The sequence below is a fragment of the Nocardia sp. NPDC006044 genome, assembly GCF_042871115.1.
In the GTDB taxonomy this organism is placed as follows: domain Bacteria; phylum Actinomycetota; class Actinomycetes; order Mycobacteriales; family Mycobacteriaceae; genus Nocardia.
Map to the genome: position 1 here is coordinate 704,718 of NZ_JBIAID010000002.1, position 25,864 is coordinate 730,581.

The window sequence follows — 25,864 nt, forward strand, 5'->3', positions numbered from 1 at the left end:
GACGCCGCGCGCGGAATTAGTCCGCCCCACGAACGCGTCCGAGCGGGAACGCGATTCGCGTTCCCGCCCGGACGGACGTGCTGGGTGCTGCTACTTAAGACGCATCCTCGTCGAGGAGGTTGCGGGTGCGGTTCGGGTCCACCGGGATGCCCGGTCCGGTGTTCGTCGAAACCGTCACCTTCTTGACGTAGCGGCCCTTGGCGGTCGACGGCTTCACGCGGAGGATCTCCTCCAGCGCGGCACCGTAGTTCTCCACCAGCGCGGCATCGGCGAAGGAGGCCTTGCCGATGACGAAGTGCAGGTTGGCCTGCTTGTCGACGCGGAAGTTGATCTTTCCGCCCTTGATGTCGTTGACCGCCTTGGTCACGTCGTTGGTGACCGTGCCCGTCTTCGGGTTCGGCATCAGGCCACGCGGTCCGAGGACACGCGCGATCCGGCCGACCTTGGCCATCTGGTCCGGGGTGGCGATCGCGGCGTCGAAATCGAGCCAGCCGCCCTGGATCCGCTCGATCAGGTCCTCGGCGCCGACGGCGTCCGCACCGGCGGCCTCGGCCTCGGCGGCCTTCTCGCCGGCCGCGAACACGATGACGCGGGCGGTCTTACCGGTGCCGTGCGGCAGGTTGACCGTGCCGCGAACCATCTGGTCCGCCTTTCGGGGATCGACGCCGAGACGGACGGCGACCTCGACGGTCGCGTCGGTCTTGGTGGTCGCGGTCTCCTTGGCCAGCCGCGCCGCGGCGAGCGGGGAGTACAGCGTGTCGCGATCGACCTTCTCGGCCGCGGCGAGATACGCCTTGCTTCGTTTTGCCATGATTCTCTGTCCTCAGTTTCTGGTTTCAGCCGTGGTTATCGGGCCTGGCCGGCCCTCCCACCTTGGAGCGAGTTCGCTCAGCCCTCGACGGTAATCCCCATCGAACGAGCGGTACCCGCGATGATCTTCGCCGCCTGATCGAGATCGTTGGCGTTCAGATCTTCCTGCTTGGTCTTGGCGATCTCGCGCACCTGATCCATGGTCACCTTGGCGACCTTGGTGCGGTGCGGCTCAGCCGAACCCTTCTGCACACCGGCGGCCTTGAGCAGCAGCCGAGCGGCGGGCGGGGTCTTCAGCTTGAAGTCGAACGAGCGATCCTCGTAGACCGAGATCTCGACCGGAATGACGTTGCCACGCTGCGACTCGGTCGCGGCGTTGTACGCCTTGCAGAACTCCATGATGTTGACGCCGTGCTGACCGAGCGCGGGACCCACCGGAGGGGCGGGGTTCGCCTGGCCGGCCTGGATCTGAAGCTTGATGATCCCGGCGAGCTTCTTCTTCTTGGGGGGCATCTTTCTTTCCTAGGTGTCTGTTTTCCTTGCTCTTTGCAAGTCCTGGTGAATCAACCCGTGACCCGGGCCGATTCATTCCGTCGGGGACGGAACGTCTTAGATCTTCGCGACCTGGGTGAAGCCGAGCTCGACCGGGGTCTCGCGGCCGAAGATCGACACGAGCACCTTGAGCTTCTGCTGCTCGGCGTTGACCTCGGAGATGCTGGCGGGCAGCGTCGCGAAGGGGCCGTCCATGACGGTCACCGACTCGCCGACCTCGAAGTCGACCTCGATGGCGGGCTTGGACACCGACTCGGTGGACGACTCGGACGTGCCCGCGCCCGCGGCGGCCGGGGCCTTCTTCTGCTGGGCCGCGGGGACGAGGAACTTCACCACGTCGTCGATGGACAGCGGCGACGGGCGCGAGGTGGCGCCGACGAAACCGGTGACACCGGGGGTGTTGCGCACCGCGCCCCACGATTCGTCGTTGAGTTCCATCCGGACCAGGATGTAGCCGGGCAGCACCTTGCGGTTGACGTTCTTGCGCTGGCCGTTCTTGATCTCGGTGACCTCTTCGGTCGGCACCTCGACCTGGAAGATGTACTCCTCGAGGTCGAGGTTCTGCACGCGGGTCTCGAGGTTGGCCTTCACCTTGTTCTCGTAACCGGCGTACGAGTGGATGACGTACCAGTCACCGGGGGCGCGACGCAGCGCGGACTTCATCTCGGCGACCGGATCGGCGGGTTCGGCATCGATCGGGGCGGCAGCGGCTTCCGCGTCGTCGGTCTCCGGCTCGGAGTCGACGGAGCCCTCGGAGTCCACGTCCTCGGAGTCTTCGACGGTCGCGGCGTCTTCGGTCGTGGGATCCACCACCGCGTCCTCGACCGGGAACTCTTCGTTTGTGTCGTTCTCCGGGGTGCTCACTGGGGCACTCGCTTCCTGTGTCGTCACGTACATCCTCTGCGTGCCGGGGCCGGGCGCGCGGCGGAACCAGTCCGCCCGGGTCTGCCCCGGAGATCGGCCGGCGTCGGCTCGTTCTGCTCTAGCCGAACAGCCAGTTGACACCCTTGATGAACGCCACATCCAACCCGCTGATGAACGCGACCATGAAAATCACGAACACCAGAACAACGCTCGTATAGGTGACCATCTGCTTCCGGTTGGGCCAGATCACCTTGCGCAGTTCCGCGATTACCTCACGCAGGAACTTGATCAAACGCTTGAACGGATTACGCGTTCCGCGTTCGGCCCGATCGGTCTTGGTTGCCTTGCGCGACGTGGGTCGATCCAGAGTGGCGATCGAACCGGTATCGGACGACGCGCTGCGAGTCCGCCGAGCGGTTCGCTTGCCACTAGGACGAGCTACCCCGGCGGTGTCATCGCCGTCGTCGGTCGCATGTGCGCCCAGGCGATCTTCCCGCTCGCTCACGTCGATCCTTTCGTCGCTGGCATCCAGGGCAGGGGCGACAGGACTTGAACCTGCAACCTGCGGTTTTGGAGACCGCTGCTCTGCCAGTTGAGCTACGCCCCTTCGGTTGGATCCGTGTTGGCCGTCCAACCACTGTTCGGTATTCAGTTGTTCTTCTGGTCTCACATAACACGCGCGCTGCTTGGCAGTTGCCGATTCCCTCGGCGAATCCTTGCGAACTCGCCTGGAACCGGCTCTACAGAGCAGCGCGCAACAGCTGGTGACCCCAGAAACCTGAGTGTACGTTACCGCCCGCGTCGTTTGCCAATCAGGGTCAAGCGACCAGGTCAGGCTGTATCCACTTGACCTGATCGGCACCCTTCACGGCCACGCGCGCTACCGCTCCCGGGTCCGACCGCTCAAGCCAGTTGGACGGTTGCCGTCGCGCGCCCGAAGATCTTGCGCCCCGCCGACTTCGCCACGATGGCGATGACCGCGGTCCGCGTCTCCGGGTCCACGGACTTCACCTTACCGGTGTACTCGATCTCGGCGGCCTCATCCGTCCCCACATAGACCGGGCTGGTGAAGCGGACGTTGTACTCCTTGACCGCGCCGGGATCGCCGAGCCAGGAGGTGACGAAGCCGCCGCCGAGGCCCATGGTGAGCATGCCGTGCGCGACCACGTCCTCGAGGTCGACCAGCTTGACCACCTCGTCGCTCCAGTGGATCGGGTTGGCGTCGCCGGAGACGCCGGCGTAGTTCACCAGGTCACCGCGGGTCAGCCGGACGATCCGAGTGGGGAGTTCGTCGCCGGCCGCGATGTCGTCGAAGTTGCGCGCGCGCTTGCCCGGCGCGACCTCGGGCACCGTGGGGGCGACCACGGGGGCGGGCACCCTGGTGCGCGGGCGGTGATCCGGGGCGTCCTCGCCGATGCCGTGCATCAGCACGTTGCGAACGACGTCGTTGAGGTTCGGGTCGATGTCGCCGCCGCTACGGCCGATCAGCGTGGTGTAGGTGGTGAGCACCAGCTCGTCGTTCTGTGCGGTGACGATGTTCTTGGTGACGATGATGTCGCCGCCGAACGCCTGCCGGAACGAGTGCAGGTAGACGTCGCAGACCAGCTGGTCGCCGACCCGGATCGGCCGGTGGAATTCCAGGATCTGGTCGGTCTGCAGGATCTGGCTCAGGTCGTAGCCGGTGACAATCTGCTCGAAGAGCTTGCGCTGGGCCAGAATGCCGACCAGGGAGATGAAGGTCAGCGGCGCGAGCAGGCCGTCGTAGCCGTACTCCTGCGCGAGGTCCTCGTCCCAGTGCACCGGGTGGTAGTCCTGCACGGCGCGCGCGTATTCGCGCACCTTCTCGCGGCCGACCTCGTAGTAGTCGTCGACGCGGTAGTGGTGACCCACCATCGAGGCCGCGTGTGCTGCGGCGTCGAAGGACTCGACCGCCTGAACCGCTTCGTCTGTACCGGTGTTGATTGTCACGGGAGGACTGTACCTATCTGACCCCGAGGCCCGGAGTCGGCGGAGCGTCTACTACCGCGCTACTCGACCGGGAAAATGCGTCAGGGCCGGACAAACGTCCGGCCCTCGCACTGTCACGATCCAGATTGCCGAGAGCGATCAGGCCCTCGACGCCGATCCACGCGGCAGCATCACGCGTGGCGGACTAGCGGGATTCTTTGTGTCCCCGGTGCGTGCCGCAGTTCGGGCAGAACTTCTTCAGTTCCAGCCGATCCGGGTCGTTGCGCCGGTTCTTCTTGGTGATGTAGTTGCGGTGCTTGCACTCTTCGCAGGCCAAGGTGATCTTTGGCCGGACATCGGTGGACTTCGCGGCCACGACATTCCTTCTTTCGGGTCAACCAGTTGGTCTGATCGGTTTTGGTAGCGATGGCCGGACTTGAACCGGCGACACAACGATTATGAGTCGTTTGCTCTACCGACTGAGCTACACCGCCACGGGGTCGCATTGCTGTAGTGCCGCGCCCGGCCCCACGAGTGGGAGCTAGCCCCACCAGAGTGAGAACTATAAGCGATGCCGAGTCGGTCACCACCGGCAATCCGGCGAGCCCCCTAACGGAATCGAACCGTTGACCTTTTCCTTACCATGGAAACGCTCTGCCGACTGAGCTAAGGGGGCATGACTACTTTCGCACCAGGCTCCGAACACCCGACCCCGGCGCGGCGAAGTCTTGAACGAGGTTACACACCTAACGGTCAGAGCTCCAAACCGGGTGGTCAGAAGCCTTTTTCGGCAGGCGATCCGGTTCCCGGCGAGCACCGGAGCCGCGGAGCGGAGGTCCGCAACGAAAAACCCCCGCGGATCGGAACTTCGATCCACGGGGGCTTTCGGTGGCAGATGTAGGATTCGAACCTACGTAGGCTTTCGCCGACGGATTTACAGTCCGCTCCCATTGGCCGCTCGGGCAATCTGCCGTGCACTCAGTGCGGAAAGCAGAATACATCGCACCTCCACCCTGAATGCAAACCGGCTGGCCATCGGCCGTGCGGCGGGACTACCGTCGCCCTCCGGGGTACAACTAACGGTGACCGATCAACCGGTCGAGCGAGCAGTTGGACCGCCAGGACAGGAGCGAAGTGTGGCCGATTCGTCATTCGATGTCGTCAGCAAGGTCGAACGTCAGGAGGTCGACAACGCGCTGCATCAGGCGGAGAAGGAGCTGACCACCCGGTACGACTTCCGCAATACCGGCGCGTCCATCGAGTGGTCCGGCGAGGACAAGATCGTGCTGACCGCCGAGGCCGAGGAGCGGGTCAAGGCGGCGCTGGACGTGTTCAAGGAGAAGCTGATTCGTCGCGACATCTCGCTGAAGGCGTTCGACGCCGGCGAGCCGGTGGCGTCCGGCAAGACCTACAAGATCACCGGAACGCTGGTGCAGGGCATCGACACCGAGCACGCGAAGAAGATCACCAAGAAGATCCGCGACGAGGGTCCCAAGGGCGTGAAGGCGCAGATCCAGGGTGAGGAACTGCGGGTGAGCAGCAAGAAGCGCGACGACCTGCAGGCCGTCATCTCGCTGCTGAAGGGCGAGGATTTCGGCATCGCCCTGCAGTTCGTCAACTACCGATAGCGGGCTCGCGGGCTCCGGCGATGTCGTCCGAACAGCAGCGGGCCGGTCTCGGCGTCGACGAGGGGATCCGCACCCTGCTGCTGCTCATGCCGCGGGTGGTCGGGCGCGCCAAGCGATTACGGGTTCCGGACGAGCTCCGGGAGTTCTCGCTCGCGCCCCGGCACCTGTCGCTGCTGGCGATCTTGGTCTTCGAGGGGCCGAAGACGGTGAACGATCTCGCCGCGCGGCTGGAGGTGGCGCCGACGACGGTGAGCCTGATGGTCGGCGAACTCAGTCGCAGCGGCCTGCTCGAACGCACCGCGGACGAGCGGGACCGTCGCCGCACGTTCGTGGGAATCGTTGCGGCCCATACGGATTCGGTCAACAAATGGCTCGGCGGCAGCGCCCGCGCCTGGCGCAGGGTGCTCGAACCGCTGACGCCGGAACAACGGGGATTGTTCGTCGACACCTTCCGTGCGTTCGAGGCGGAGCTGGCGGTCGAAGACCCTCAGTAATCCCGTCGCCCGCCGGCCATTTCCTCCAGCCGGGCGATGCGCTGGGCCATCGGCGGGTGGGTGGAGAACCAGCGAGCGGCGCGCTCACCCACGCGAAACGGGTTGGCGATCATCAGGTGTGACTGCGCGGTCAATTGCGGCTCAGGGGGCAAGGGGGCGGCTTGCACGCCGCGCTCCAGCTTGCGCAGGGCCGAGGCGAGGGCCAGCGGGTCGCCGGTGAGCTCGGCGCCGGACTGGTCCGCCTGGAATTCGCGGGAGCGCGAGACGGCCAGTTTGATCAGGCTCGCGGCGATCGGGCCGAGCAGCGAGATGAGCAGCACGCCGAGGATGTTCGGCCCCTCGCCGTTGCGGTTGCCGCCGAACGCGGAGGCGAAATAGGCGAGGTTGGCCAGGCCGGAGATGACCGCGGCGAGGGCGCCGGCCACCGAGGAGATCAGGATGTCGCGGTTGTAGACGTGGGATAGCTCATGACCGAGCACCGCGCGTAGCTCTCGTTCGTCGAGGATCTGCAGGATGCCGCTGGTACAGCAGACCGCGGCGTGCCGGGGACTGCGGCCGGTGGCGAAGGCATTGGGCGCGTTGGTCGGGCTGATGTAGAGCCGCGGCATGGGCTGGCGGGCGGTGGTCGCCAGTTCGCGCACGATCCGGTAGATCACCGGCGCCTCCAGCTCGCTGACCGGCTGCGCGTGCATGGCCCGCAACGCGAGTTTGTCGCTGTTGAAGTACGCGTACGCGTTCATGCCGACGGCCAGCACGATGGCGATGATCAGGATCGTCGGGCTGCGGAACAACGCGCCCGCGACCACGATCAGCGCCGACAGCCCGACCATCAACCCGAACGTCTTCAGCCCGTTCGCATACCCGTGCATGTCCGCCTCTCCGCGCCTTCAGGCCAGACTCGACTGCCGCGAGATCAACGTCGGCGTCCGGCGGTAGCAGCTCGTGTCAGTGAGCCCGTACCCGGCGAGTTACCCATGTGCTCACGAAATCAGTAGACACGTGTTCAACGACGAGGGCAGGGCAATGGTTCCTGATCGAAACGTAGCGACTGCTGCGCCGTCGAACTCAGCCGACACGCTCGATCGTGTAGCGAACCAGGTGTTCGAGGGCGTCGTTGGCCGGGCCCGCGGGCAGCTTCGACAGCTCGGCGTAGGCGACGTCGGCGAAGCCCTGCAGCTTCTCCTTCGCCAGCACCATGCCGCGGGAGCGGGACAGCAGGTCCAGGGCCTCGTCCACCTCCGCGTCGGTCTGCAGCGGGTGGGCGAGCAACTTGCGCAGGCGGTCTCCCTCGGCGCCCTCTTCCCGCAGCGCGTAGAGCACCGGCAGCGTGTGCACGCCCTCGCGCAGGTCGGTGCCGGGGGTCTTGCCGGACTGCTCGGCGGCCGAGGAGATGTCGATGATGTCGTCGGAGATCTGGAAGGCGGTGCCGACCGCGTCGCCGAGCCGGGCCAGCCGCTCGACGTGCTCGGTGTCCCCGCCGGAGAAGGTGCCGCCGAAGCGGCCGGACGCGGCGATCAGCGAGCCGGTCTTCTCCCAGACCACGCGCAGGTAGTGCTCGACCGGGTCCTGCGATTCGCGCGCGCCCATGGTCTCGCGCATCTGGCCGGTGACCAGCTCGGCGAAGGTTTCGGCGATGATCCGCACGGCGTCCGGGCCGAGGGTCGAGGTGAGCCGGGAGGCGTGCGCGAACAGGTAGTCGCCGGCCAGGATCGCGATGTTGTTGCCCCAGCGCGAGTTCACGCTCGGGGCGCCGCGGCGCATGGTCGCCTCGTCCATCACGTCGTCGTGGTACAGCGTCGCCAGGTGCACGAGTTCGACCACGGTGCCCGCGGTGATCAGCGCGGGATCGGTCGGGTTCGGGCCGAGCTGACCGGTGAGAATGGTGAACAGCGGACGGAAGCGCTTGCCGCCGGCCTTGGCCAGGTGCAGCGCCGCCTCCTGCAGGAATTCCTCCCCGTCGGACAGCTCGGTGACCAGGAGCTTCTCGACCTCTTCCAGGCCGTTGCGCACGGTCGCCGCGAGTTCGGCGTCGACGAGGTCGACCCCGGCCACCACCGTGCTCTCGTCCTTCACAGCCGATGTGCTCATTTCTTCTCCCACCGATCCGTCCGACCCCACGATAGAGAACCTAGCGTGTCCCCAGCCGATGGCCCATGAACACCATCACTATGCGGTGTATCAGACACTTTTGCACACCGCCGCCCGTGCGCCCGGCGCGCCTGCGTCGCCCGCCGTCGACACGAACAAGATTGCCCTGCAAGTATGGAGCGCATGGGTTCACCGGATGTCATCCCCGCGGGCGGGGACGCACTGCCCGCCAGGGCCGAGGTGCTGGTCGTCGGCGCGGGCCCGGCCGGTTCGGCGTCCGCGGCCTGGGCCGCACGGGCAGGCCGCGAGGTGGTGTTGCTCGACTCCGCCGTCTTCCCCAGGGACAAGACCTGCGGCGATGGGCTGACCCCGCGCGCGACGGCCGAGCTAGAACACCTCGGACTAGGCGACTGGCTGCGCGCGCACACGGTCAACCACGGCCTGCGGATGACCGGCTTCGGCCGGGAGGCGCTGCTGCCGTGGCCCGCCGGTTCCTTCCCGACGTATGGAAGTGCCGTCCCGCGTACCGAACTCGACGACAAGCTGCGCGAGACCGCGATGAAGTCCGGCGCGCGGATGATCGACGGCGCCAAGGTGGTCGATGTCACCCGCGACGGTGACCGGATCACCGGTGTGATCGTGCGGACAGCGGCCGGAAACCACACCATCGAATGCGCGACGCTGATCGTCGCCGACGGGGTGCGCTCGCCGGTCGGCCGGCTGCTCGGGCGCACCTGGCACCGGCAGTACGCGTACGGGACGGCCGCCCGCGCCTACATCAGGTCCGGCCGCAGCGACGATCAGTGGATCACCTCGCATCTGGAACTGCGCGACGCCGACGGCGAGCTGGTCCCCGGCTACGGCTGGGTGTTCCCGCTCGGCAACGGCGAGGTCAATATCGGGGTCGGTTCGCTGGCCACGGAGAAGCGCCCGTCGCACATCGCGCTCAAGCCGCTGCTCGAGCACTACACGAAGCTGCGGTTCGACGAGTGGGAGTTCGAGGGTTCGCTGCGCGCGGTGGCCTCGGCGCTGCTGCCGATGGGTGGCGCGGTGTCGAACGTGGCGGGGCGCAACTGGGTGCTGGTCGGCGACGCCGCGGGGTGCGTGAACCCGCTGAACGGCGAGGGCATCGACTACGGCCTGGAGGGCGGGCACATGCTGGCCGAACTCCTGGACGAGCCGGATCTCACCCGCATCTGGCCCGAGCTGTTGCGCGCGAAGTACGGCCGCACCTTCTCGGTGGCCAGGCGGATCGCCGGGCTGGCCACCCATCCGCGGATGGTGCCGATCGGCGGGCCACCGGTGATGCGGTCGAAGTACTTGCAGCGCACGGCGGTTCGGGTGATGGGCAACCTGGTCACCGACGAGGACGTCGACCTGACCGCGCGGGCCTGGCGAGCGGCCGGGCGGATGTCGATGCGCGCCGACCAGCTCGCTCCCTTCGCCTGACGGCGCGGACCTGCGGTTTCGCCCGCTCGGGCGGTACGCTGACACCGGCCTTGCCGCACGAGGAACAGGTGATCGGCCATGGGCGGACAACAAGCGGATGGACTGCCCGCGTTGTCCTTGCTGCCGCATCTGCGGCGGGCGCGGGATCTCGCGGATCGACGCTACGCCGATCCGCTGCGTCTCGATGAATTAGCCGCTGCGGCAGGGGTTTCCAAGTATCACTTCCTGCGCGCGTTCGCCGCGGTCTACGGGCTGACACCGGCCGCGTATCTGGCGCAGCGGCGGATCGAACGCGCGCAGGATCTGCTGCGGTCGTCCAATGTCACGGTCACCGAGGTGTGCATGCTGGTCGGCTACAGCAGTCTCGGTTCGTTCAGCAGCAAATTCCGCCAGCTCGTCGGGGTCACGCCGTCGGAATATCAGGCCAAGTTCGCCGACGGGGCGCCGCGCATTCCAGGGTGCTACGTGTTCATGCACGGGCTCAGCGATCGCAAGCGAGACGGCTGATCGGATCCCGCAATTTCGGAGAAGCCAGGCGCCGGCGCCCGCCCATAGCCTGATCGCATGACATCGATAACGAACGTCTCCCTGGTCACCGTTTACGTCACCGACCAGGACGAATCGAAGCGGTGGTACCTGGACAAGCTGGGATTTGTCGAGGTCTCCGATATCACCATGGGCGACAACGGGTTCCGCTGGCTGACCGTCGCGCACCCGGACCACCCGGAGCTCGAGGTGACGCTGATGGTGCCCGGCCCGCCGCTGGACGACCACCTGGCCGACGCCATCCGCCGCGCGCTGGCCAACGGCACGCACGGCGCGCTCGGGCTGCGCACGGAGAACTGCCAGAAGACCTTCGAGGAACTCACCGCGAAGGGCGTGGAATTCATTCAGCCGCCCGCGGAACGGCCCTATGGCACCGAGGCGATCATCCGGGACAACTCCGGGAACTGGCTGGTGCTGGTGGAGCAGAAGGAATACTCCCCCGCGGATTTCGCCTGACCGAGGCCCCCGTCGTTCCGGCGGACACCGGAACGACGGGGCGGGACGGGGATCAGGCGGTCGCCTGCGCGGCGACCCACTCCTCGACGAACGTGCGCTCGCTGTTGAGCACCCGGTGATGCAGCTGCTCGGCCAGCGGCTCGATGGCGCCGCCCACCACCGGCACCTTGACCTGCACGGTGCCGACCACCTCGATCTCGGAGCCCTCCGCGGTCGAGCGCATCTCGTAGGTGCCCGACATCTCGGTGCTGATGCCGGTGGTCTCGCCCGCGAAGGTGCCCTTGGCGACCTCGCCGGTCAGGGCCTGCCAGTTGTCCGTGCGGGCGAGCGTGAGCTGGCTCTTGAGCACCTTGCTCACCACGCTGGGAATCTTGTCTTCCGAGGCTTTTTCGGTCATATGGATGCGGATGGTGCCTTCGCCCTCGGGGTGCGAAAGGTCCAGGGTTGCGGTCTCGGCGTCGGCGAAACGCGCCTGCCAGACCCTGTCGTCGGTGAGTGCCCGGTGAAGATCTTCGACCGGGACGGCATAAGGCACGGTGAAGCTGAATTTTCGGGACATGCGCGACACCGTATCGGAGACGGTCAGTAGGCTTGTTGCGGTGTTGGAAACCACGCAGTCTGATCGGCGGTCCATCCGCCTGCGGCGGGCCAGAATCGGCGTGCTCACGGCTGCGACGGTGGTCAGTGTGCTGGTCGTGCTGCTGGTCTTCGCCGCCTGGCGCAACGACTACCTGATCAGCTCCGACAAGGGCGTGACCAGCGCCGAGGTGCTCTCCGCCGGGCGGCTGCGCTCGGCGGTCATGTACGTGACCCCGGACGGGGAGACGCACAACCCGAAGGTCGGCGTGCTGTACCCGACCAATCTCACCGCGGGCGAACGCATCCGGGTCGAGTACAACCGCGCGGATCCCGATCTGGTGCGGGTGGAGGGACGCGATGTGCGCGTTGCCATTCCACCCGCGTTGTCGGTGATCGTCGTGGCCTGGCTGATCGCGCTGCCGACCCTGTACCTGCTGGCCCGGCTCGGCCGGCGCAGGCCGGCATCGAGCTGAGCTACGCGAGGAGTTCGCTCGATCTTTAGGTGTCCTTCACGCTTGTGTGGCGGCACGGCGCGCTGCGGGCGGCACCCTGAGAGGGTGCGTGTAGCGATCGTTGCGGAGTCGTTTCTGCCGAATATGAACGGCGTCGTCAACTCCGTGCTGCGGGTGGTCGAACACCTGGACCGGCACGGCCACGACGCGTTGATCATCGCACCGGACACCCCGCGCGGACTGCCGCCGGCCGCACGCTGGCACGAGCGGTTCCGGGTGCACCGGGTGCCCGCGGTGATGGTGCCGAAGATCAGTTCGCTACCGGTGGGTTTGCCGCAGCCGGGCATCGTCGCGGCGATCGAGAACTTCGACGCGGACGTGGTGCATCTGGCCTCGCCGTTCCTGCTGGGGGCCGGCGGGCTCGGGGCGGCGATGCGGCTCGATCTGCCGACGGTGGCGATCTATCAGACCGATGTCGCCGGGTTCGCCAAGAGTTACGGGCTCGCGCTGGCCAGCCGGGCCGCCTGGGCCTGGACCCGGCGCATCCACGAGGGCGCGACCAGGACCCTCGCACCCTCCACGGCCGCCGCGGAAGACCTGGCCCAGCACGGCATTCCGCGCGTACACCGCTGGGGTCGTGGCGTGGACATCGCCCGGTTCAACCCGGCCGCGCGCCGCACCGAACTGCGGGACACCTGGCGGGCCGGGGACAAGCTGGTGGTCGGCTTCGTCGGGCGGCTCGCGCCGGAGAAGCACGTCGAGCGGCTCGCGGTGCTCGACGGCGACCCGGACATCCAGCTGGTGATCGTCGGCGACGGGCCGGAACGGGATCGGCTCGCGCGCATGATGCCGACCGCGATCTTCACCGGCGAACTCGGCGGCGCCACCCTGGCCGAGGCGTACGCCAGCCTGGACGTGATGGTGCACGCGGGCGAGCACGAAACCTTCTGTCAGGGCGTGCAAGAGGCACTCGCCTCCGGCATCCCGGTGATCGGGCCCGACGCGGGCGGCCCGCGCGACCTGATCGCGCACTGCCGCAACGGATATCTGCTCCCGGTCGACCGTTTCGCCGAACTGCTGCCGAGTGCCGTTGCGGCACTGCATGATCCGGTGCTGCGCGCCCGATTCGCCGGCGCCGCACGCAAATCGGTGCTGCACCGCACCTGGCCGGCGATCTGCACCGAGCTGATGGGGCACTACGCGGACGTGACCGGCACCCGAATGCGGTTACCGCATACCGCGTGACGGGCGCGTCCGCCTGCGCTTCGATGTGACCGGGAATTCCCTGGACCTGACTCGGCACGGCATACCGCGAGCGTTAGGGTCAAGCGTGGCGAAAACAGAAACAACCAGGGCGTCGTTGGACAAGCAGCCGCACGAGGTGGCGACCATGTTCGACGGTGTCGCACGCCGGTACGACCTGACCAACACGGTGATCTCCGGTGGTCAGGATCGCTACTGGCGCTGGGCGGTGCGCAAGGCGCTCGCGCCACGGCCGGGCGAGCGGGTGCTCGACCTCGCCGCGGGCACCGGGGTGTCCACGGTCGACCTGGCGAAGTCCGGCGCCTGGTGCCTGGCCGCCGACTTCTCCCAGGGCATGCTCGCCGCCGGTAAGCACCGGAAGGTGCCGATGGTGGCGGCCGACGCGATGGCGCTGCCGTTCGTCGACGAATCGTTCGACGCGGTGACCATCTCCTACGGCCTGCGCAATGTCGCCGATCCCGACGCCGCGCTGCGCGAGATGCTGCGCGTCACCAAACCGGGCGGCCGGCTGGTCATCGCCGAGTTCTCCACGCCGATCGTGCCGGGTTTCCGCACGGTGTACATGGAATACCTGATGAAAGCGCTGCCCAAGGTGGCGCGCGCGGTCAGCAGCAATCCGGACGCGTATGTCTATCTGGCCGAATCGATCCGGGCCTGGCCGAATCAGCGCCAGCTCGCCCTGCGGATCGCCGACACCGGGTGGTCCTCGGTGAAGTGGCGTAATCTCACCGGCGGGATCGTCGCGCTGCACCGGGCGTACAAGCTCGGCTGAGCAGCGACCCGCATCACACCTCACCGACGGCTTTCCCGCTGATGAGGGTCATTGTCATCTGTCGATAACGCGCGGTAAAGCCGCCGCAACCGGCGATGGCCATGATCGGGGGCATGGTGGACGCAGGCACGAAAACCGCGGTCGGCACCGCGCGGACGGCATGCTCGTACTGTGGCGTCGGGTGCGGCATCACGGTGCAGACCCGCGCGGGCGCCGACGGAGCGCCGGTCATCGCCAAGGTCAGCGGGGACAAGCTGCATCCGGCGAACGCGGGCAGGCTGTGCACCAAGGGTGCCACCCACCTGGAACTGATGCGCACGCCCGGCCGGATGGCGACCGCGTACCGACGGCCCGAGCGCGGTCAGGAGCCGGTGCCGGTGCCGGTCGACGACGCGGTGCGCGAGGCGGCCGACCGGTTGCGCGCGATCCTGGACGAGCACGGACCCGACGCGATCGCGCTGTACGTCTCCGGGCAGCTGTCGCTCGAGGCGCAATACCTGGCCACCAAACTGGCCAAGGGCTATCTGCGGACCGTGCACATCGAGGCCAACTCGCGGCTGTGCATGGCGAGCGCGGGCACCGGATACAAGCAGTCGCTCGGCGCGGACGGGCCGCCCGGCTCCTACGACGACTTCGAGCACGCCGATCTGTTCTTCGTGATCGGCGCGAACCTGGCCGACTGTCATCCGATCCTGTACCTGCGCATGGCCGATCGGCTCAAGGCCGGCGCGAAACTGATCGTCGTCGATCCGCGGCGCACCGACACCGCGACGCGCGCGGATCTGTTCCTGCCCATCGCGCCGGGCACCGATCTGGCGCTGCTGAACGGCCTGCTGCACCTGCTCGTCGAAAACGAGGACATAGACCGGGATTTCATCGCCGAGCACACCGAGGGCTGGGACGGAATGGCCGAGTTCCTCGCCGACTATCCGCCCGCACGAGTCGCCGCGATCACCGGGCTCGCCGAAGCCGATATCCGTACTGCCGCACGGTGGATCGGCGAGGCGGGCGAATGGATGTCGCTGTGGACGATGGGGCTCAATCAGTCCACCCACGGCACCTGGAACACCAACGCGATCTGCAATCTGCACCTGGCCACCGGCGCGATCAGCCGTCCGGGCAGCGGGCCGTTCTCGCTGACCGGACAGCCGAATGCGATGGGCGGGCGGGAAATGGGTTACATGGGACCCGGACTGCCCGGCCAGCGCAGCGTGCTCTCCCCCGCCGACCGCACGTTCGTCGAGACCGCCTGGGGGCTCGCGCCCGGGACCATACGCGACGAAGTGGGGCCGGGCACCATCGAGATGTTCCGCGAACTGGCCGCGAACAAGATCAAGGCCGCATGGATCATCTGCACGAATCCCGTTGCCACCGTGGCCAACCGCAAGACCGTGCTGGACGGGCTGGAGGCCGCCGAGCTGGTGATCGCCCAGGACGCCTATACCGAGACCGCCACCAATGCGTATGCCGATCTGCTGCTGCCCGCCACGCTGTGGGCCGAAGCCGACGCGGTGATGGTGAATTCGGAGCGCAACGTCACGCTGTTGCAGCGGTCCGTGGATCCGGTGGGTGACGCTCGCCCGGATTGGCAGCTGATCGCGGAGGTCGCGACCGCGATGGGGTTCGCCGGATTCGAGTTCGCCTCCAGCGCCGAGGTTTTCGCCGAGATCAAGCAGTTCGCGAATCCGGCGACCGGATACGACCTGCGCGGCATGGATTTCGAGCGGTTGCGGGAAGGGCCGATGCAGTGGCCTTGCCCGGACGGTGCGCGCCCGCGCAATCCGATTCGGTACGTCAACGACGGGGGCAGCCAGCATCCGCACGTCGACGCGGACGGTCACCGGCCGCGGCTGGCGTTCGCCACGCCCAGCCGGCGGGCGGTGTTCTGGCCGCGCCCGCATCTGCCGCCGGCGGAAATGCCCGACGACGATTTTCCGTTCCTGCTCAATACCGGCCGGTTGCAGCATCAATGGCACACCATGACCAAGACCGGCAAGATCGGCAAGCTGACCAAGTTGACCGGGCAGCCGTTCGTCGAGGTGCATCCGGCCGACGCCGAACGGCTCGGGATCCGCGTGGGTGATCAGCTCGAAATCGCCTCGCGGCGTGGACGTGCCGTGCTGCCGGTGCAGATCAGCGATCGGGTGCGGCCGGGTGATTGCTTCGCGCCGTTCCACTGGAACGACGAGCACGGTGAGTATCTGACGATCAACGCGGTCACCAACGACGCGGTCGATCCGGCGTCGTTGCAGCCGGAGTTCAAGGCGTGCGCGGTGTCGCTGCGCCGGGTGGCCGTGCCGGAGACCGAGGCGACGGAATCGCCTGCGGTGCCGACGCCTTCGATGGCGGCCGCGCATCCGCTGGCCGCCGCGTTCGGGTTGGACGCCGTCACGACGCCGATGCTCACCGAGACCGAGCGGATCTACCTCAGCGGGTATCTCGCCGCGCTGCAGTCGATTCCGGTGACTGGGCTGCCGGTGCTGCCCGCCGCCGCACCGATGTCCGCGCAGAGCAGGGTGTGGGTCGACGGCGTGCTGGCGGGGATGTACTCCCGGGCTACGGCCGCTGCCGACGCCGCGCCCGCGCATCCGGTGACCGTGCTGTGGGCGTCGCAGACCGGGTCCGCGGAGGAACTCGCCGCGACGGTCGGCGCGCGGCTGGCCGAATGCGGTTTCGCGCCACGGCTGCTCGACATGGATTCGTGCGCGCTGGACACGCTGACCGGAGACGTGCTGGTGATCAGCAGCACCTTCGGCGACGGCGGGCCGCCGGACAACGGCGCCGACTTCTGGAACCGGCTCGACGGCACCGCGAGGCAACTCACCGGCGTGCGCTACGCGGTGTTCGCGCTCGGCGACTCCGCCTACGACGACTTCTGTGGACACGGACGCAAATTGGACGAGAAGTTCGCCGAATACGGTGCGACGCGGCTGCTTCCGCGGGTCGACAGCGAACCGGATTTTCAGGAGCCCGCCGAACGCTGGCTCGACTCGATCGTGGGCGTGCTCGGCGAGTCGATGGACGGTGTTGTGCCGGAACAGGATCCGACGCCAGGCGCCCCGGACCGGACGGCTCGCACCCGCGGCAACACGCTGACGGCGGTGCTCACCCGGGCCGCCGCCCCCGCGCCGGGGCGGATCCGGCGGGAGATCGCGCCGTTCACCCGGCAGGCGCCGGTGCCGGCGCCGCTGGTGCGCAACGAATCGCTCACCCGTGCCGGATCCTCGAAAGAGGTGCGGCAGTTCGGCTTCGACCTGCGCGGGCTCGAAGCCGATTACGAGGTCGGCGATTCGCTCGGCGTCTGGCCGACCAACGACGCGACGCTGGTGGACGAATGGCTCGCCGGCACCGGTCTCGACGGCCGCCGGATCATCGAGGTGGACGATCGGGAACTGCCGCTGGCCGAGGCGCTGCGCACGCACTACGACATCAGCAAGGTGAGCAACGACCTGCTCGCCTTTATCGCGGAACGCAATCCGAACGTCCGGCTGGCGAAACTGTTGCGGCAGAACAATCGCAACGAGCTCGACAACTACCTGTGGGACCGTCAGGCCGTGGACGTGCTGCGCGATTTCCCGGTGCGCGCCGACCTGGTGGACTGGCTCGGCACGCTGAAAAAGCTGCAACCGCGCCAGTATTCGATCTCATCCAGCCCGCTGGTCAGCCCCGACGAGGTGCAGCTGACCGTCGGCATCGTGCGCTACGGCGATCCCGCGGCCACCGGCGCGGTCGCCCGGCGCGGCGGGGTCTGCTCGACCTTCCTGGCCGACCGAGCCGGAGCCGGCTCCGTGCCGATCTTCCTGCAACGCGCCCCGCACTTCCGCCCGCCCGCCGACCCGGCCGCACCGATGATCATGGTGGGCCCCGGCACCGGCATCGCCCCGTTCCGCGGCTTCCTCCAGGAACGCCGGGAACTCGGCTGCACCGGACGCAACTGGCTGTTCTTCGGCGAACAGCACGCCGCCCGGAACTTCTACTACCGCGCCGAATTGGAAGACATGTTCCGCTCCGGCTTCCTCACCCGGCTGGACCTGGCCTTCTCCCGCGACCAGCGCGAACGGATCTACGTGCAGCACCGCATGATCGAGCACGGCGCCGAACTCTGGTCCTGGCTCGCCGACGGCGCCCACCTCTACATCTGCGGCGACGCCACCAGAATGGCCAAGGACGTAGACGACGTACTCCTGCGCATCGCCCGCGTCCACGGCAACCTCGACGAACCCGGCGCCCAAGCCTTCCGCAAACAACTCATCACCCAGAAACGCTACGTCCGCGACGTCTACTGACCGCCGCCAAGCGACTCCAGCTACACCGCAGGGGGGTTGAGGCGGGTGAAGTCGGGGAGGCGGTGATATGGGTAGTAGGGGTAGGGCGGGGTGGTGGCGCTGGCCTTGTCGAGGAGGGCGATCTGGTCTGGGGTGAGTTCCCAGCCGACGGCGCCGAGGTTTTGGCGGAGTTGGGTTTCGTTGCGGGCGCCGACTATGACGGTGGCGACGGTGGGGCGGCGCAGGAGCCAGTTGAGGGCGATCTGGGGGACGGTTTTGCCGGTTTCGGCGACCAGTTCGTCGAGGACGTCGACCACGTCGTAGAGCTTCTCGTCGTCGACCGGGGGGCCGGCTTCGGCGGTTCGGTGCAGGCGGCTGCCGGCCGGAATGGGTTGGCCGCGGCGGATTTTGCCGGTGAGGCGACCCCAGCCGAGGGGGCTCCAGACGACGGCGCCGACGCCTTGATCCTGGCCGAGCGGCATCAGTTCCCACTCGTAGTCGCGGCCGACCAGGGAGTAGTACACCTGGTGGGCGACGTAGCGGGTCAAGCCGTGCTTGTCCGCCGCGGCAAGGGATTTCATCAGCTGCCAGCCGGCGAAGTTGGACGCGCCGAGGTAGCGGATCTTGCCTGCGCGGACCAGATCGTCCAGCGCGGCAACGACTTCCTCCACGGGGGTGCCCGCGTCGAAGGCGTGCAGCTGGAACAGGTCGATGTAGTCGGTGCCGAGCCGGCGCAGCGCGGCCTCGACCGCGCCGATCAGCCGGGCCCGCCCGGAACCGGCCTGCGCGGGGCCGGGCCCGGTGGGCAGCGAGGCCTTGGTGGAGAGCAGCAGCTGATCGCGGCGGCCCTTGATGGCCGCGCCGAGCACCTCCTCCGAGGCGCCGTCGGAGTAGACGTCGGCGGTGTCGAACATGGTGACGCCCGCCTCCAGGCTGATGTCGACCAACCGCCGCGCCTGCTCGGCATCGGTGTCGCCCCAGGCACTGAACAGTTCTCCCCGCCCGCCGAAGGTGCCCGCGCCGAAGCTCAGGGCCGGGACGAGCAGACCTGATGCGCCGAGCCGCCGGTAGTCCATCGTGACTCCTAAAGGGTCTATAGTTCCGTTAACTCGTCGCACGGTACACCCTATCGGCACTAAATGAAACTGGAGACCCATTATGACCGAAGATGACGCCGCCCCCGGCTCGGTTCGCCCAGGTGGACGCACGGCTCGTGTCCGCGAGGCCGTGCTGCAGGTGACCGGCGATCTCCTCGCCGAGCGCGGCTTCGCCCACCTCGACCTCGCCGAGGTCGCGGCCGCCGCCGAGGTCGGCAAGACCACCGTCTACCGGCGCTGGCGCACGCCGACCGGCCTGGTCACCGATCTGCTGGTCGACATGGCCGAGCAATCGGTGACGCATGCCGACACCGGATCGCTGCTCGGCGATCTCACCGCCAATGCCCGCCTGGTCGCGAAGACCCTGACGGACCCGCGGCAGGGCAAGCTCTTCCAGGCCGTCATCGCCGCCGCCACCTGCGACGAGGCGGCCGCCGCCGCACTGCGGCGGTTCTACGACGTCCGGCTCACCGAATGGTCGCCCTGCGTCGAACGCGCCATCGAACGCGGCGAAGCACCGGCGGGCACCGATGCGCGGGCCGTGCTGTCGGCCGTGGCCGCCCCGCTGTACTACCGCCTGCTGGCCAGCGGCGATCCGATCGACGACCACGCCGCGACCGCGGCCGCCCGCGCCGCCGTCGACGCCGTCATCGCGGGCACGTTCGTCTCCTCGGCATCCACGCACGCCTCCTGATGTCCCGCAGCGGAATTCGCAAGCGATCTCCGTGCGCCGTCGCGGCTACGCGCTCCAGTCGGCGCTGCGTCCGGTGAGCGCGAGCACGCGGTCGAGCGCCGACGCCTCGGCCGGAACCGGAATCACCGGACCGAACAACCCCGGCGTGCCCTCGGGCGGAACACCATCGAGCATGTCGAGCAGCGTCGCGAGGTCATCCGCGGTCGGGCTGAACGGCTGCCCGGTCGCCTTGGCCAGATCCCATCCGTGCACCACCAGTTCGTCCAACGCGATCCTGGCCATCACCGGCGCCGCCTCACTGACCCCGCCCGCCTCGGTCACGCCGTCCCACGCGCTCGGTTCGCGCCACGCCCCGACGAGCGCCTTCAGCTGCGCGGGAATGCGCGTGCGCCAATCGCCGGCCAGCGCACGTTCCGCCCCGATGGACGGCGCGACCGAACCGCCGACCGCCTCCTTCGTCGCGGCCTGCCGGAACGCCTCGGTCAGGTCGACCACGTGCGCGAGCAGGTCACGCACGGTGGTGTCGGCGCACGGCGAGTGCGCGTCGAGCTGATCGTCGGTGATCCGGCAGACCACCGTCTCGAGTGCGGTGGCGGCCGGTTCGAAATCGAAATCCTGATTCATCGGTTCTCCTGGGGGCACGCTGGACGTCTCTGGTTGTGCAGACGACGCGGTGCGTCGGGATTCATCGGTGCCCGCCCGGACCGAGGGCCCGCGCCCGCCCCGGCGCGCTCCGCCGGGCGAATTCACCACCCTGCCGCGGCCGCCCGACGCCGCCCGCGCGACCGCGTCGCGACCAAGTCGTGACAGCGAAAAGCGCTGGAAAAGAGGACAATTGGTAGATGAAGGGTGATCGAGTGGAGATCGTCGTCGACTTCGGCGACGGGTCTCGCAATTACGAAGTGGTCGCTACCCGGGCCGGGCGGCGAGTCGAAGTGCGCATCGCGCGCGGAGTGGTGGAGGTCACCGAGGTGACCCGAACCGGGACACCCGTGCGGACCGCGCGATTCATGGCCGGTCGCACGCTGGCGCTGGTCGAATTCCCGGCCGACGGAAACGGAGCGCGCGCGGGCGAGTAGCCGATACGGCAGGGTTGCTCGCGCACCGGACGTGGCGCATGCTCGGAGGTGCTGGACCGCTGTCCGCCTTGATTGCGGCGTGCCCGCGCGGGTACGCCCTCGACCGAGGCCCCTGCCGAGAGGAGCGCACAATGACCGATCGCAGCACGTCCGACGACCTGTACGCGGTTCCGGAAGCCGACCTCGCCGAGCAGTCGATCCCCGCCTACCCGAACGCCGACGAGTACGCGGACGACCGATCAGACCAGGACGGGCCGGAAGTAGCCGAGACCTGGGAAGCCGATCCGGCAGACGTGATCGAGCAATCGATCACCGTCCCCCTGGACGACGACATCGACCACGCCTGAGGTCAGCGAAAGATCTTGTCAGGGCGCGATCTTCGCGCGCACCGTGGCGTGCAACTCACGCAGGCTGGATCGTTCGGTAGCCACCTCGAGCACCCGCGTCCCGTGCGCGTTCCCGGCCAGCTCGACCGCCAGCCGCGCGGGATCGACCTGCTTGTGCGGAATCCGGTAGGCAGCGCACAACGCGGCAAGATCCATCCCGTGCGGCGTGCCGAAGACCCGCTCGAAGACGCCCGCGTACTGCGGATCGCCCTGCTCGAGCAGCTCGAAGATGCCGCCCCCGTCGTCATTGGCCACCACGATGGTCAGGTCGGCGGGCCGCGGCTCGCCGGGGCCGATCAGCAGCCCGGACGCGTCGTGCAGGAAGGTCAGGTCGCCGATCAGCGCGACGGTCCGGCCCTCGTGCCGCAGCGCGGCCCCGACCGCGGTGGACACCGTGCCGTCGATGCCCGCGACGCCGCGGTTGGACAGCACCCGGATGCCCGGCCGCGGATGCGATACCAGCGCCGCGTCGCGCACCGGATTGGACGCGCCGAGCAGCAGCTGATCGCCGTCGCGCAGCGCGTTCATCACGACCGCGGCCACGTGCAGCCCGGTCGGCTTCGGGTGGGCGTCGAGTTCCTCGCGCACCACCTGCTGTGCCTTCGCGTTCAGCTCACGGCAGTACGCCAGCCACTCCGGCCGGGGCGCGCCGGAGGTGACCGCCCGGGTCCCGGTGCCGAGCACGTTGCCGGAGACATCGGGCCAGCGCGGTCCGGTGGTGAGCGCGTAGACCCGAACCGCCGGGTCGGCAAGGACTTTGGACACCTGACGATGCAGCGTCGGCCGTCCGGTGATGATCGCCTGGCGCGGCCTCAGCAGCGGCAGCGCGAGCGGATGCAGCGCGGGACCGTGCATCGGCGCGGTGGGTTCGGCGACGGTGGGCAGGTCGGCCAGTTCCGGCCGCAGCCCGGCGCCGTGTCCGGAGATCACCACGGTGTCGGGGGTGAGATCGAGGTCGAGCGGCACGTCCAGCGTGGCGTACTGGGTCTTGGTCCACGCCTGATCGTCGGCGCGGCCGGCCGGGGCGAGTTCCCCCGGCGCGAGATTCGGCACCAGCGGCTCGCGCAGCGGGATGTCGAAGTGCACCGGGCCCGCGTTGCCGGAGCGGGTGCCGCGGGCGGCCGCGAGGACTCGGCACACGGCCGAGCGCCACTGGCTGTTCTGATGCCCGTAGGCCGCGCAGTCGGCGGTCACGGCCTCCTCCTCGGCCAGGCCGAGGCTGATGGTGGCGCGGACCTGGCTGCCGAACAGCCCGAGCTGTTCGACGGTCTGGTTCGCGCCGGAACCGAGCATCTCGTACGGCCGGTTGGCGCTGAGCACGACCAGCGGAATGCGGGCGTAGTTGGCCTCCAGCACGGCCGGGCCGAGATTGGCCACCGCGGTACCCGAGGTCATCACGACGGGCACCGGCAGGCGGCTGGCCACCGACAAACCGATGGCGAGGAACCCCGCGGTCCGTTCGTCGATGCGCATGTGCAGCCGGATCCGCCCCGCGGCGTCGGCGGCCTGCAGCGCGAAGGCCAGCGGGGCGTTGCGCGAGCCGGGGCACAGGACGACATCCCGCACCCCGCCGCGCGCGAGTTCGTCCACCACGACCTGCGCTTGTGCTGTAGACGGGTTCACGTCTCCAGCCTCTCAGACAGTGGGCCCCGCGTCTTCGTCGCCCTGCTCACACCGGGCGGGTCGACGGCGGCGGGCCGGACAGCAGAACGCGCCGCACATCGGAAAACCCGGCCGCGGGCGGCCGGTCGATGTGCGACGCGTTCGACGTGCACGAGGTCGATTCAGTTGGCGTGCTTCTGAATCAGGTCGCCGACGCGCGGCAGCGCCTCGATGACATTCTTCTTCGCCGACGAACGCATCGACGAGTAGACCTTCTTCAGCGCGGGCCGGGTGGAGGCTTCGGCGCGGGCGTCGGTGACGGACAGGAGTGCCTCGGCGACCTGGTCGGACTTGGCGACCAGCAGATCACCGAACTTGCCCGACGCTCCCGCCGCGGTGAATTCCTGCCAGAACGGGTCCAACTGCGCAACGAGTTTGGGCGCCAACGACTCCAGGCCGTCGGGCACGATCGACGGGCTGATCTTCTTGACCGCCGCGTAGCCACCCTTCACTGCCAGGCCGGACGCACCACCCTTGTCCGAGACCTCGGCATCAAGAACCTCGACGGCATCGGCAAGGAAAGCCGGGCGCTTGGCGTCGTCGAGCAGGGATTCAGACAGTGCTGCAACCACTTTCAGGTCCTCCGGAATAGGTTTCGATGAACGAGCAGGCGCAACTATACGCATCCCCGCGCGACTGGTCGCGGCACTCACCGGCTCAAGGCTGCCAGGGCAGCAATTGCACCATCAATCCTTCACAATCCGCGAGCAGATTGCCCTGCTCATCGAGCAATTCGCCGGTGATGAAGGTCTTGCGCCCCTCGATCCGATCGACACGGCCGCGCACCGTCAGCGGCGTTTCCAGCGGAGTGATCTTGCGGTAGTTCACATGCAGGAAAGCGGTGCGGCTGATCGGCCGGCCGGCGTAGTGCACGATCATGCCGAGCAGTTCGTCGAACAACAGCGGCAGCACGCCGCCGTGCACCGCGCCGTTGCCGCCGAGGTGGTATCGGCGGAACTCGCCGGTCATCCGGATGCCGTCCGGACCCGCCTCGGCCAGTTGCCACGGCGGCAGCAGAAGGCTTCCGCGGCCGGGCAATTCGACCGCACGGCCGGCCGGGCCCTGGAGTTCGGGTGCGCGGTGCGGCTCGAGCAGCGCGATGAGTTGTTCGGCCTGAGCGAGCGCGGCGCCGAAGACCTCGTCCGGCGCGTCCACGGAAACCGCGAGATCCTGCAGGGTCCGCATGGCCTCGACGAACGGCCCGAAGTGGGGGCCGATCTTCGCGCGGGATGCCTTCGGGAATCCCCCGTGCCGTTCGTACCGGGACTCGTCCACCGCGCTACGGTCGATAACCGGTTTCACTCGATCGTTCATACCTGCACGGTAACCCGTTATTTTACACCGTCAAGTGGCAGATCTTCGCACGCAGCTCGAGCGGATCAGGAGCCGAGGGCAATAATCACTAGGGTGACGTTCAATCCGAAGTTGTGGCGACCCGTCCCCGGGTTCGAGAACCTGACCGACATCACCTATCACCGGCACATCGAACAGGGCACGGTCCGTGTCGCTTTCGATCGTCCCGAGGTGCGTAATGCGTTTCGCCCGCATACGGTCGACGAACTCTATCGGGCCCTGGACCACGCGCGGATGACCTCGGACGTCGGCGCGGTGCTGATCACCGGCAACGGCCCCAGCGAGAAGGACGGCGGCTGGGCCTTCTGTTCCGGCGGTGACCAGCGCATCCGCGGCCGCAACGGTTACCAGTACGCCAGCGGCGACACCGCGGACACCGTCGACCAGGCGCGCGCGGGCCGGCTGCACATCCTCGAGGTGCAGCGGCTGATCCGGTTCATGCCGAAGGTGGTCATCGCGCTGGTGAACGGCTGGGCCGCGGGCGGCGGGCACAGCCTGCACGTGGTCTGCGACCTCACCCTGGCCAGCCGCGAGCACGCCCGGTTCAAGCAGACCGACGCCGACGTGGGCAGCTTCGACGGCGGGTACGGCAGCGCCTATCTGGCGAAAATGGTGGGCCAGAAGTTCGCCCGCGAGATCTTCTTCCTCGGCCGCCCGTACACCGCCGAGGAGATGCACCAGATGGGCGCGGTGAACAAGGTCGTCGATCACGCCGAACTGGAAAACGTCGCGCTGGAATGGACCGCCGACATCAATGGCAAATCCCCACAGGCCCAACGCATGTTGAAGTACGCGTTCAACCTGCTCGACGACGGACTGGTGGGCCAGCAGCTGTTCGCCGGCGAGGCGACCAGGATGGCCTACATGACCGACGAGGCTGTCGAGGGCCGCGACTCGTTCCTGGAGAAGCGCAAGCCCGACTGGACCCCCTACCCCTGGTATTTCTGACATGGACGTGCTCAGCAGCCGAATCATCCTGCGCCCGGCCGACTACGAGCGGACGCTCGGTTTCTACCGCGACGGGCTCGGATTGGCCATCGCGCGAGAGTATCCGGGCGGCACTGTTTTCTTCGCTGGACAGTCGCTGATCGAGGTGGCCGCGCACGGCGGGTCGGACACCCCGTCCTCGTTCGACGGCGCCATCTGGCTCCAGGTTCGCGACGCGGCGGACGCGGCGGCGGAGCTCGCCTTACAGGGCATCGTCATCGATCGGGCGCCGGTGCGGGAGCCGTGGGGACTGATCGAAATGTGGGTGCGCGACCCGGACGGGGTGCCGATCGTCATCGTGGAAGTGCCCGCGGATCACCCGATCCGCCGGGATACGCGCAGGCCGAAGGACTGATATCGCAAGAGCCCGGCCCATAGGACGGCGGAGCCGAGTTGCCAAGGGCCGCTGCGGCGAGGACGATAGCGCTCGGATGGCCCCCG

General features: G+C 68.1%; 28 protein-coding genes and 4 tRNA genes. 14 read left to right on the forward strand and 18 right to left on the reverse strand.

Annotated elements, in window-relative coordinates; all coding sequences use genetic code 11:
• Positions 1 to 94: 94 nt before the first annotated feature.
• The 10 genes from rplA to ACFYO1_RS20680 form a co-directional block, all read right to left on the reverse strand.
• Positions 95 to 811 (reverse strand): 50S ribosomal protein L1, encoded by a 717-nt coding sequence (gene rplA, locus ACFYO1_RS20635; protein ID WP_378720659.1) that lies wholly within the window; start codon positions 809 to 811, stop codon positions 95 to 97.
• A 77-nt stretch (positions 812 to 888) separates the two neighbouring features.
• The gene (gene rplK / locus ACFYO1_RS20640) at positions 889 to 1,323 is read right to left on the reverse strand and encodes a 50S ribosomal protein L11 (protein WP_378720658.1); all 435 of its coding nucleotides are present in this window, start codon (positions 1,321 to 1,323) and stop codon (positions 889 to 891) included.
• Positions 1,324 to 1,419: 96 nt separating this feature from the next.
• Positions 1,420 to 2,226, reverse strand: coding sequence for a transcription termination/antitermination protein NusG (gene nusG / locus ACFYO1_RS20645; protein ID WP_387235253.1), 807 nt, complete (start codon positions 2,224 to 2,226; stop codon positions 1,420 to 1,422).
• Between the two features lie 118 nt (positions 2,227 to 2,344).
• Positions 2,345 to 2,731 (reverse strand): preprotein translocase subunit SecE, encoded by a 387-nt coding sequence (secE, locus tag ACFYO1_RS20650; RefSeq protein ID WP_387233201.1) that lies wholly within the window; start codon positions 2,729 to 2,731, stop codon positions 2,345 to 2,347.
• A 29-nt stretch (positions 2,732 to 2,760) separates the two neighbouring features.
• Positions 2,761 to 2,833: transfer RNA gene (locus tag ACFYO1_RS20655), tRNA-Trp, on the reverse strand.
• A gap of 296 nt (positions 2,834 to 3,129) precedes the next feature.
• A complete protein-coding gene (locus ACFYO1_RS20660; RefSeq protein ID WP_387235256.1) occupies positions 3,130 to 4,188 on the reverse strand; it encodes a fused (3R)-hydroxyacyl-ACP dehydratase subunits HadA/HadB in 1,059 nt (352 codons plus the stop codon).
• Between the two features lie 190 nt (positions 4,189 to 4,378).
• Positions 4,379 to 4,549, reverse strand: a complete 171-nt coding sequence (gene rpmG, locus ACFYO1_RS20665) for a 50S ribosomal protein L33 (RefSeq protein WP_150399758.1) — start codon at positions 4,547 to 4,549, stop codon at positions 4,379 to 4,381.
• 42 nt (positions 4,550 to 4,591) lie between these two features.
• Positions 4,592 to 4,667: transfer RNA gene (locus ACFYO1_RS20670), tRNA-Met, on the reverse strand.
• 109 nt (positions 4,668 to 4,776) lie between these two features.
• Positions 4,777 to 4,849 (reverse strand) — tRNA-Thr (locus ACFYO1_RS20675).
• Positions 4,850 to 5,062: 213 nt separating this feature from the next.
• Positions 5,063 to 5,145 (reverse strand) — tRNA-Tyr (locus ACFYO1_RS20680).
• Between the two features lie 164 nt (positions 5,146 to 5,309).
• Between ACFYO1_RS20680 and ACFYO1_RS20685 the strand changes: the two genes are divergently transcribed.
• Together ACFYO1_RS20685 and ACFYO1_RS20690 are read left to right on the forward strand one after the other, a co-directional pair.
• Positions 5,310 to 5,801, forward strand: a complete 492-nt coding sequence (locus ACFYO1_RS20685; protein WP_378720656.1) for a YajQ family cyclic di-GMP-binding protein — start codon at positions 5,310 to 5,312, stop codon at positions 5,799 to 5,801.
• 20 nt (positions 5,802 to 5,821) lie between these two features.
• The gene (locus tag ACFYO1_RS20690) at positions 5,822 to 6,295 is read left to right on the forward strand and encodes a MarR family winged helix-turn-helix transcriptional regulator (RefSeq protein ID WP_387233205.1); all 474 of its coding nucleotides are present in this window, start codon (positions 5,822 to 5,824) and stop codon (positions 6,293 to 6,295) included.
• Here the strand turns inward: ACFYO1_RS20690 and htpX are convergent.
• Both htpX and ACFYO1_RS20700 read right to left on the reverse strand, forming a co-directional pair.
• Positions 6,289 to 7,164, reverse strand: a complete 876-nt coding sequence (gene htpX / locus ACFYO1_RS20695) for a zinc metalloprotease HtpX (protein ID WP_387233208.1) — start codon at positions 7,162 to 7,164, stop codon at positions 6,289 to 6,291. The two genes, ACFYO1_RS20690 and htpX, sit on opposite strands and share 7 nt — an antisense overlap.
• Before the next feature lie 196 nt (positions 7,165 to 7,360).
• Entirely contained in the window at positions 7,361 to 8,383 is a 1,023-nt protein-coding gene (locus tag ACFYO1_RS20700) for a polyprenyl synthetase family protein (protein WP_387233211.1), read from the reverse strand.
• 183 nt (positions 8,384 to 8,566) lie between these two features.
• Between ACFYO1_RS20700 and ACFYO1_RS20705 the strand changes: the two genes are divergently transcribed.
• The 3 genes from ACFYO1_RS20705 (at position 8,567) to ACFYO1_RS20715 (ending at position 10,834) form a co-directional block, all read left to right on the forward strand.
• Positions 8,567 to 9,832 (forward strand): geranylgeranyl reductase family protein, encoded by a 1,266-nt coding sequence (locus tag ACFYO1_RS20705; protein ID WP_387233214.1) that lies wholly within the window; start codon positions 8,567 to 8,569, stop codon positions 9,830 to 9,832.
• A gap of 78 nt (positions 9,833 to 9,910) precedes the next feature.
• Positions 9,911 to 10,339 (forward strand): helix-turn-helix transcriptional regulator, encoded by a 429-nt coding sequence (locus ACFYO1_RS20710; RefSeq protein ID WP_387233216.1) that lies wholly within the window; start codon positions 9,911 to 9,913, stop codon positions 10,337 to 10,339.
• 57 nt (positions 10,340 to 10,396) lie between these two features.
• A complete protein-coding gene (locus ACFYO1_RS20715; RefSeq protein ID WP_387233219.1) occupies positions 10,397 to 10,834 on the forward strand; it encodes a VOC family protein in 438 nt (145 codons plus the stop codon).
• A 52-nt stretch (positions 10,835 to 10,886) separates the two neighbouring features.
• Here the strand turns inward: ACFYO1_RS20715 and ACFYO1_RS20720 are convergent, their stop codons facing one another.
• Positions 10,887 to 11,393 carry a DUF2505 domain-containing protein gene (locus tag ACFYO1_RS20720; protein ID WP_387233222.1) on the reverse strand — a complete coding sequence of 169 codons (507 nt, stop codon included), beginning with the start codon at positions 11,391 to 11,393 and terminating at the stop codon, positions 10,887 to 10,889.
• A 40-nt stretch (positions 11,394 to 11,433) separates the two neighbouring features.
• On the opposite strand from ACFYO1_RS20720, the gene ACFYO1_RS20725 reads away from it, so the two are divergent.
• The 4 genes from ACFYO1_RS20725 to ACFYO1_RS20740 all read left to right on the forward strand — a co-directional run bounded on the left by ACFYO1_RS20725 (position 11,434) and on the right by ACFYO1_RS20740 (position 18,186).
• Positions 11,434 to 11,886: a DUF3592 domain-containing protein gene (locus ACFYO1_RS20725; RefSeq protein WP_387233225.1), complete on the forward strand. Its 453-nt coding sequence runs from the start codon at positions 11,434 to 11,436 to the stop codon at positions 11,884 to 11,886.
• Positions 11,887 to 11,970: 84 nt separating this feature from the next.
• Positions 11,971 to 13,110 carry a glycosyltransferase family 4 protein gene (locus tag ACFYO1_RS20730; RefSeq protein ID WP_387233228.1) on the forward strand — a complete coding sequence of 380 codons (1,140 nt, stop codon included), beginning with the start codon at positions 11,971 to 11,973 and terminating at the stop codon, positions 13,108 to 13,110.
• Positions 13,111 to 13,195: 85 nt separating this feature from the next.
• Positions 13,196 to 13,900 carry a demethylmenaquinone methyltransferase gene (locus tag ACFYO1_RS20735; protein WP_364723478.1) on the forward strand — a complete coding sequence of 235 codons (705 nt, stop codon included), beginning with the start codon at positions 13,196 to 13,198 and terminating at the stop codon, positions 13,898 to 13,900.
• A gap of 113 nt (positions 13,901 to 14,013) precedes the next feature.
• Positions 14,014 to 18,186, forward strand: coding sequence for a molybdopterin-dependent oxidoreductase (locus tag ACFYO1_RS20740; RefSeq protein ID WP_387233231.1), 4,173 nt, complete (start codon positions 14,014 to 14,016; stop codon positions 18,184 to 18,186).
• A 20-nt stretch (positions 18,187 to 18,206) separates the two neighbouring features.
• Here ACFYO1_RS20740 and ACFYO1_RS20745 read toward each other — a convergent pair whose 3' ends face one another.
• Positions 18,207 to 19,241, reverse strand: a complete 1,035-nt coding sequence (locus ACFYO1_RS20745) for an aldo/keto reductase (protein WP_387233234.1) — start codon at positions 19,239 to 19,241, stop codon at positions 18,207 to 18,209.
• Between the two features lie 82 nt (positions 19,242 to 19,323).
• On the opposite strand from ACFYO1_RS20745, the gene ACFYO1_RS20750 reads away from it, so the two are divergent.
• Positions 19,324 to 19,956 (forward strand): TetR-like C-terminal domain-containing protein, encoded by a 633-nt coding sequence (locus ACFYO1_RS20750; protein ID WP_387233236.1) that lies wholly within the window; start codon positions 19,324 to 19,326, stop codon positions 19,954 to 19,956.
• Between the two features lie 45 nt (positions 19,957 to 20,001).
• Here the strand turns inward: ACFYO1_RS20750 and ACFYO1_RS20755 are convergent, their stop codons facing one another.
• Positions 20,002 to 20,580: a TIGR03086 family metal-binding protein gene (locus ACFYO1_RS20755; protein ID WP_387233239.1), complete on the reverse strand. Its 579-nt coding sequence runs from the start codon at positions 20,578 to 20,580 to the stop codon at positions 20,002 to 20,004.
• Positions 20,581 to 20,798: 218 nt separating this feature from the next.
• Here ACFYO1_RS20755 and ACFYO1_RS20760 point away from each other — a divergent pair, with 218 nt between their 5' ends.
• Positions 20,799 to 21,035, forward strand: a complete 237-nt coding sequence (locus ACFYO1_RS20760) for a hypothetical protein (protein ID WP_150399775.1) — start codon at positions 20,799 to 20,801, stop codon at positions 21,033 to 21,035.
• 131 nt (positions 21,036 to 21,166) lie between these two features.
• Complete coding sequence (locus ACFYO1_RS20765; protein WP_387233243.1) at positions 21,167 to 21,382, forward strand: hypothetical protein; 216 nt, start codon at positions 21,167 to 21,169, stop codon at positions 21,380 to 21,382.
• 18 nt (positions 21,383 to 21,400) lie between these two features.
• Here the strand turns inward: ACFYO1_RS20765 and menD are convergent, their stop codons facing one another.
• The 3 genes from menD to ACFYO1_RS20780 all read right to left on the reverse strand — a co-directional run bounded on the left by menD (position 21,401) and on the right by ACFYO1_RS20780 (position 24,397).
• The gene (gene menD / locus ACFYO1_RS20770) at positions 21,401 to 23,044 is read right to left on the reverse strand and encodes a 2-succinyl-5-enolpyruvyl-6-hydroxy-3-cyclohexene-1-carboxylic-acid synthase (RefSeq protein ID WP_387233246.1); all 1,644 of its coding nucleotides are present in this window, start codon (positions 23,042 to 23,044) and stop codon (positions 21,401 to 21,403) included.
• A gap of 161 nt (positions 23,045 to 23,205) precedes the next feature.
• Positions 23,206 to 23,655: a DUF6918 family protein gene (locus ACFYO1_RS20775; protein WP_150400817.1), complete on the reverse strand. Its 450-nt coding sequence runs from the start codon at positions 23,653 to 23,655 to the stop codon at positions 23,206 to 23,208.
• A gap of 85 nt (positions 23,656 to 23,740) precedes the next feature.
• Positions 23,741 to 24,397: a PaaI family thioesterase gene (locus ACFYO1_RS20780; protein WP_387233249.1), complete on the reverse strand. Its 657-nt coding sequence runs from the start codon at positions 24,395 to 24,397 to the stop codon at positions 23,741 to 23,743.
• A gap of 93 nt (positions 24,398 to 24,490) precedes the next feature.
• Here ACFYO1_RS20780 and ACFYO1_RS20785 point away from each other — a divergent pair, with 93 nt between their 5' ends.
• Both ACFYO1_RS20785 and ACFYO1_RS20790 read left to right on the forward strand, forming a co-directional pair.
• Positions 24,491 to 25,384, forward strand: coding sequence for a 1,4-dihydroxy-2-naphthoyl-CoA synthase (locus ACFYO1_RS20785; RefSeq protein ID WP_150399779.1), 894 nt, complete (start codon positions 24,491 to 24,493; stop codon positions 25,382 to 25,384).
• 1 nt (position 25,385) lies between these two features.
• Positions 25,386 to 25,778 (forward strand): VOC family protein, encoded by a 393-nt coding sequence (locus ACFYO1_RS20790; RefSeq protein ID WP_387233253.1) that lies wholly within the window; start codon positions 25,386 to 25,388, stop codon positions 25,776 to 25,778.
• The last annotated feature ends 86 nt before the right edge of the window (positions 25,779 to 25,864 follow it).

Bases quoted from the DNA above. Each gene is read 5' to 3' on its own strand.
- ACFYO1_RS20700 (WP_387233211.1), bottom strand. From the start codon at position 8,383: ATGAGCACATCGGCTGTGAAGGACGAGAGCACGGTGGTGGCCGGGGTC.
- ACFYO1_RS20750 (WP_387233236.1), top strand. From the start codon at position 19,324: ATGACCGAAGATGACGCCGCCCCCGGCTCGGTTCGCCCAGGTGGACGC.
- ACFYO1_RS20755 (WP_387233239.1), bottom strand. From the start codon at position 20,580: ATGAATCAGGATTTCGATTTCGAACCGGCCGCCACCGCACTCGAGACG.
- ACFYO1_RS20705 (WP_387233214.1), top strand. From the start codon at position 8,567: ATGGGTTCACCGGATGTCATCCCCGCGGGCGGGGACGCACTGCCCGCC.
- ACFYO1_RS20710 (WP_387233216.1), top strand. From the start codon at position 9,911: ATGGGCGGACAACAAGCGGATGGACTGCCCGCGTTGTCCTTGCTGCCG.
- htpX (WP_387233208.1), bottom strand. From the start codon at position 7,164: ATGCACGGGTATGCGAACGGGCTGAAGACGTTCGGGTTGATGGTCGGG.
- rplA (WP_378720659.1), bottom strand. From the start codon at position 811: ATGGCAAAACGAAGCAAGGCGTATCTCGCCGCGGCCGAGAAGGTCGAT.
- ACFYO1_RS20745 (WP_387233234.1), bottom strand. From the start codon at position 19,241: ATGGACTACCGGCGGCTCGGCGCATCAGGTCTGCTCGTCCCGGCCCTG.
- rplK (WP_378720658.1), bottom strand. From the start codon at position 1,323: ATGCCCCCCAAGAAGAAGAAGCTCGCCGGGATCATCAAGCTTCAGATC.
- ACFYO1_RS20760 (WP_150399775.1), top strand. From the start codon at position 20,799: ATGAAGGGTGATCGAGTGGAGATCGTCGTCGACTTCGGCGACGGGTCT.
- ACFYO1_RS20715 (WP_387233219.1), top strand. From the start codon at position 10,397: ATGACATCGATAACGAACGTCTCCCTGGTCACCGTTTACGTCACCGAC.
- ACFYO1_RS20720 (WP_387233222.1), bottom strand. From the start codon at position 11,393: ATGTCCCGAAAATTCAGCTTCACCGTGCCTTATGCCGTCCCGGTCGAA.
- ACFYO1_RS20740 (WP_387233231.1), top strand. From the start codon at position 14,014: ATGGTGGACGCAGGCACGAAAACCGCGGTCGGCACCGCGCGGACGGCA.
- ACFYO1_RS20780 (WP_387233249.1), bottom strand. From the start codon at position 24,397: ATGAACGATCGAGTGAAACCGGTTATCGACCGTAGCGCGGTGGACGAG.
- ACFYO1_RS20765 (WP_387233243.1), top strand. From the start codon at position 21,167: ATGACCGATCGCAGCACGTCCGACGACCTGTACGCGGTTCCGGAAGCC.
- ACFYO1_RS20790 (WP_387233253.1), top strand. From the start codon at position 25,386: ATGGACGTGCTCAGCAGCCGAATCATCCTGCGCCCGGCCGACTACGAG.
- ACFYO1_RS20690 (WP_387233205.1), top strand. From the start codon at position 5,822: ATGTCGTCCGAACAGCAGCGGGCCGGTCTCGGCGTCGACGAGGGGATC.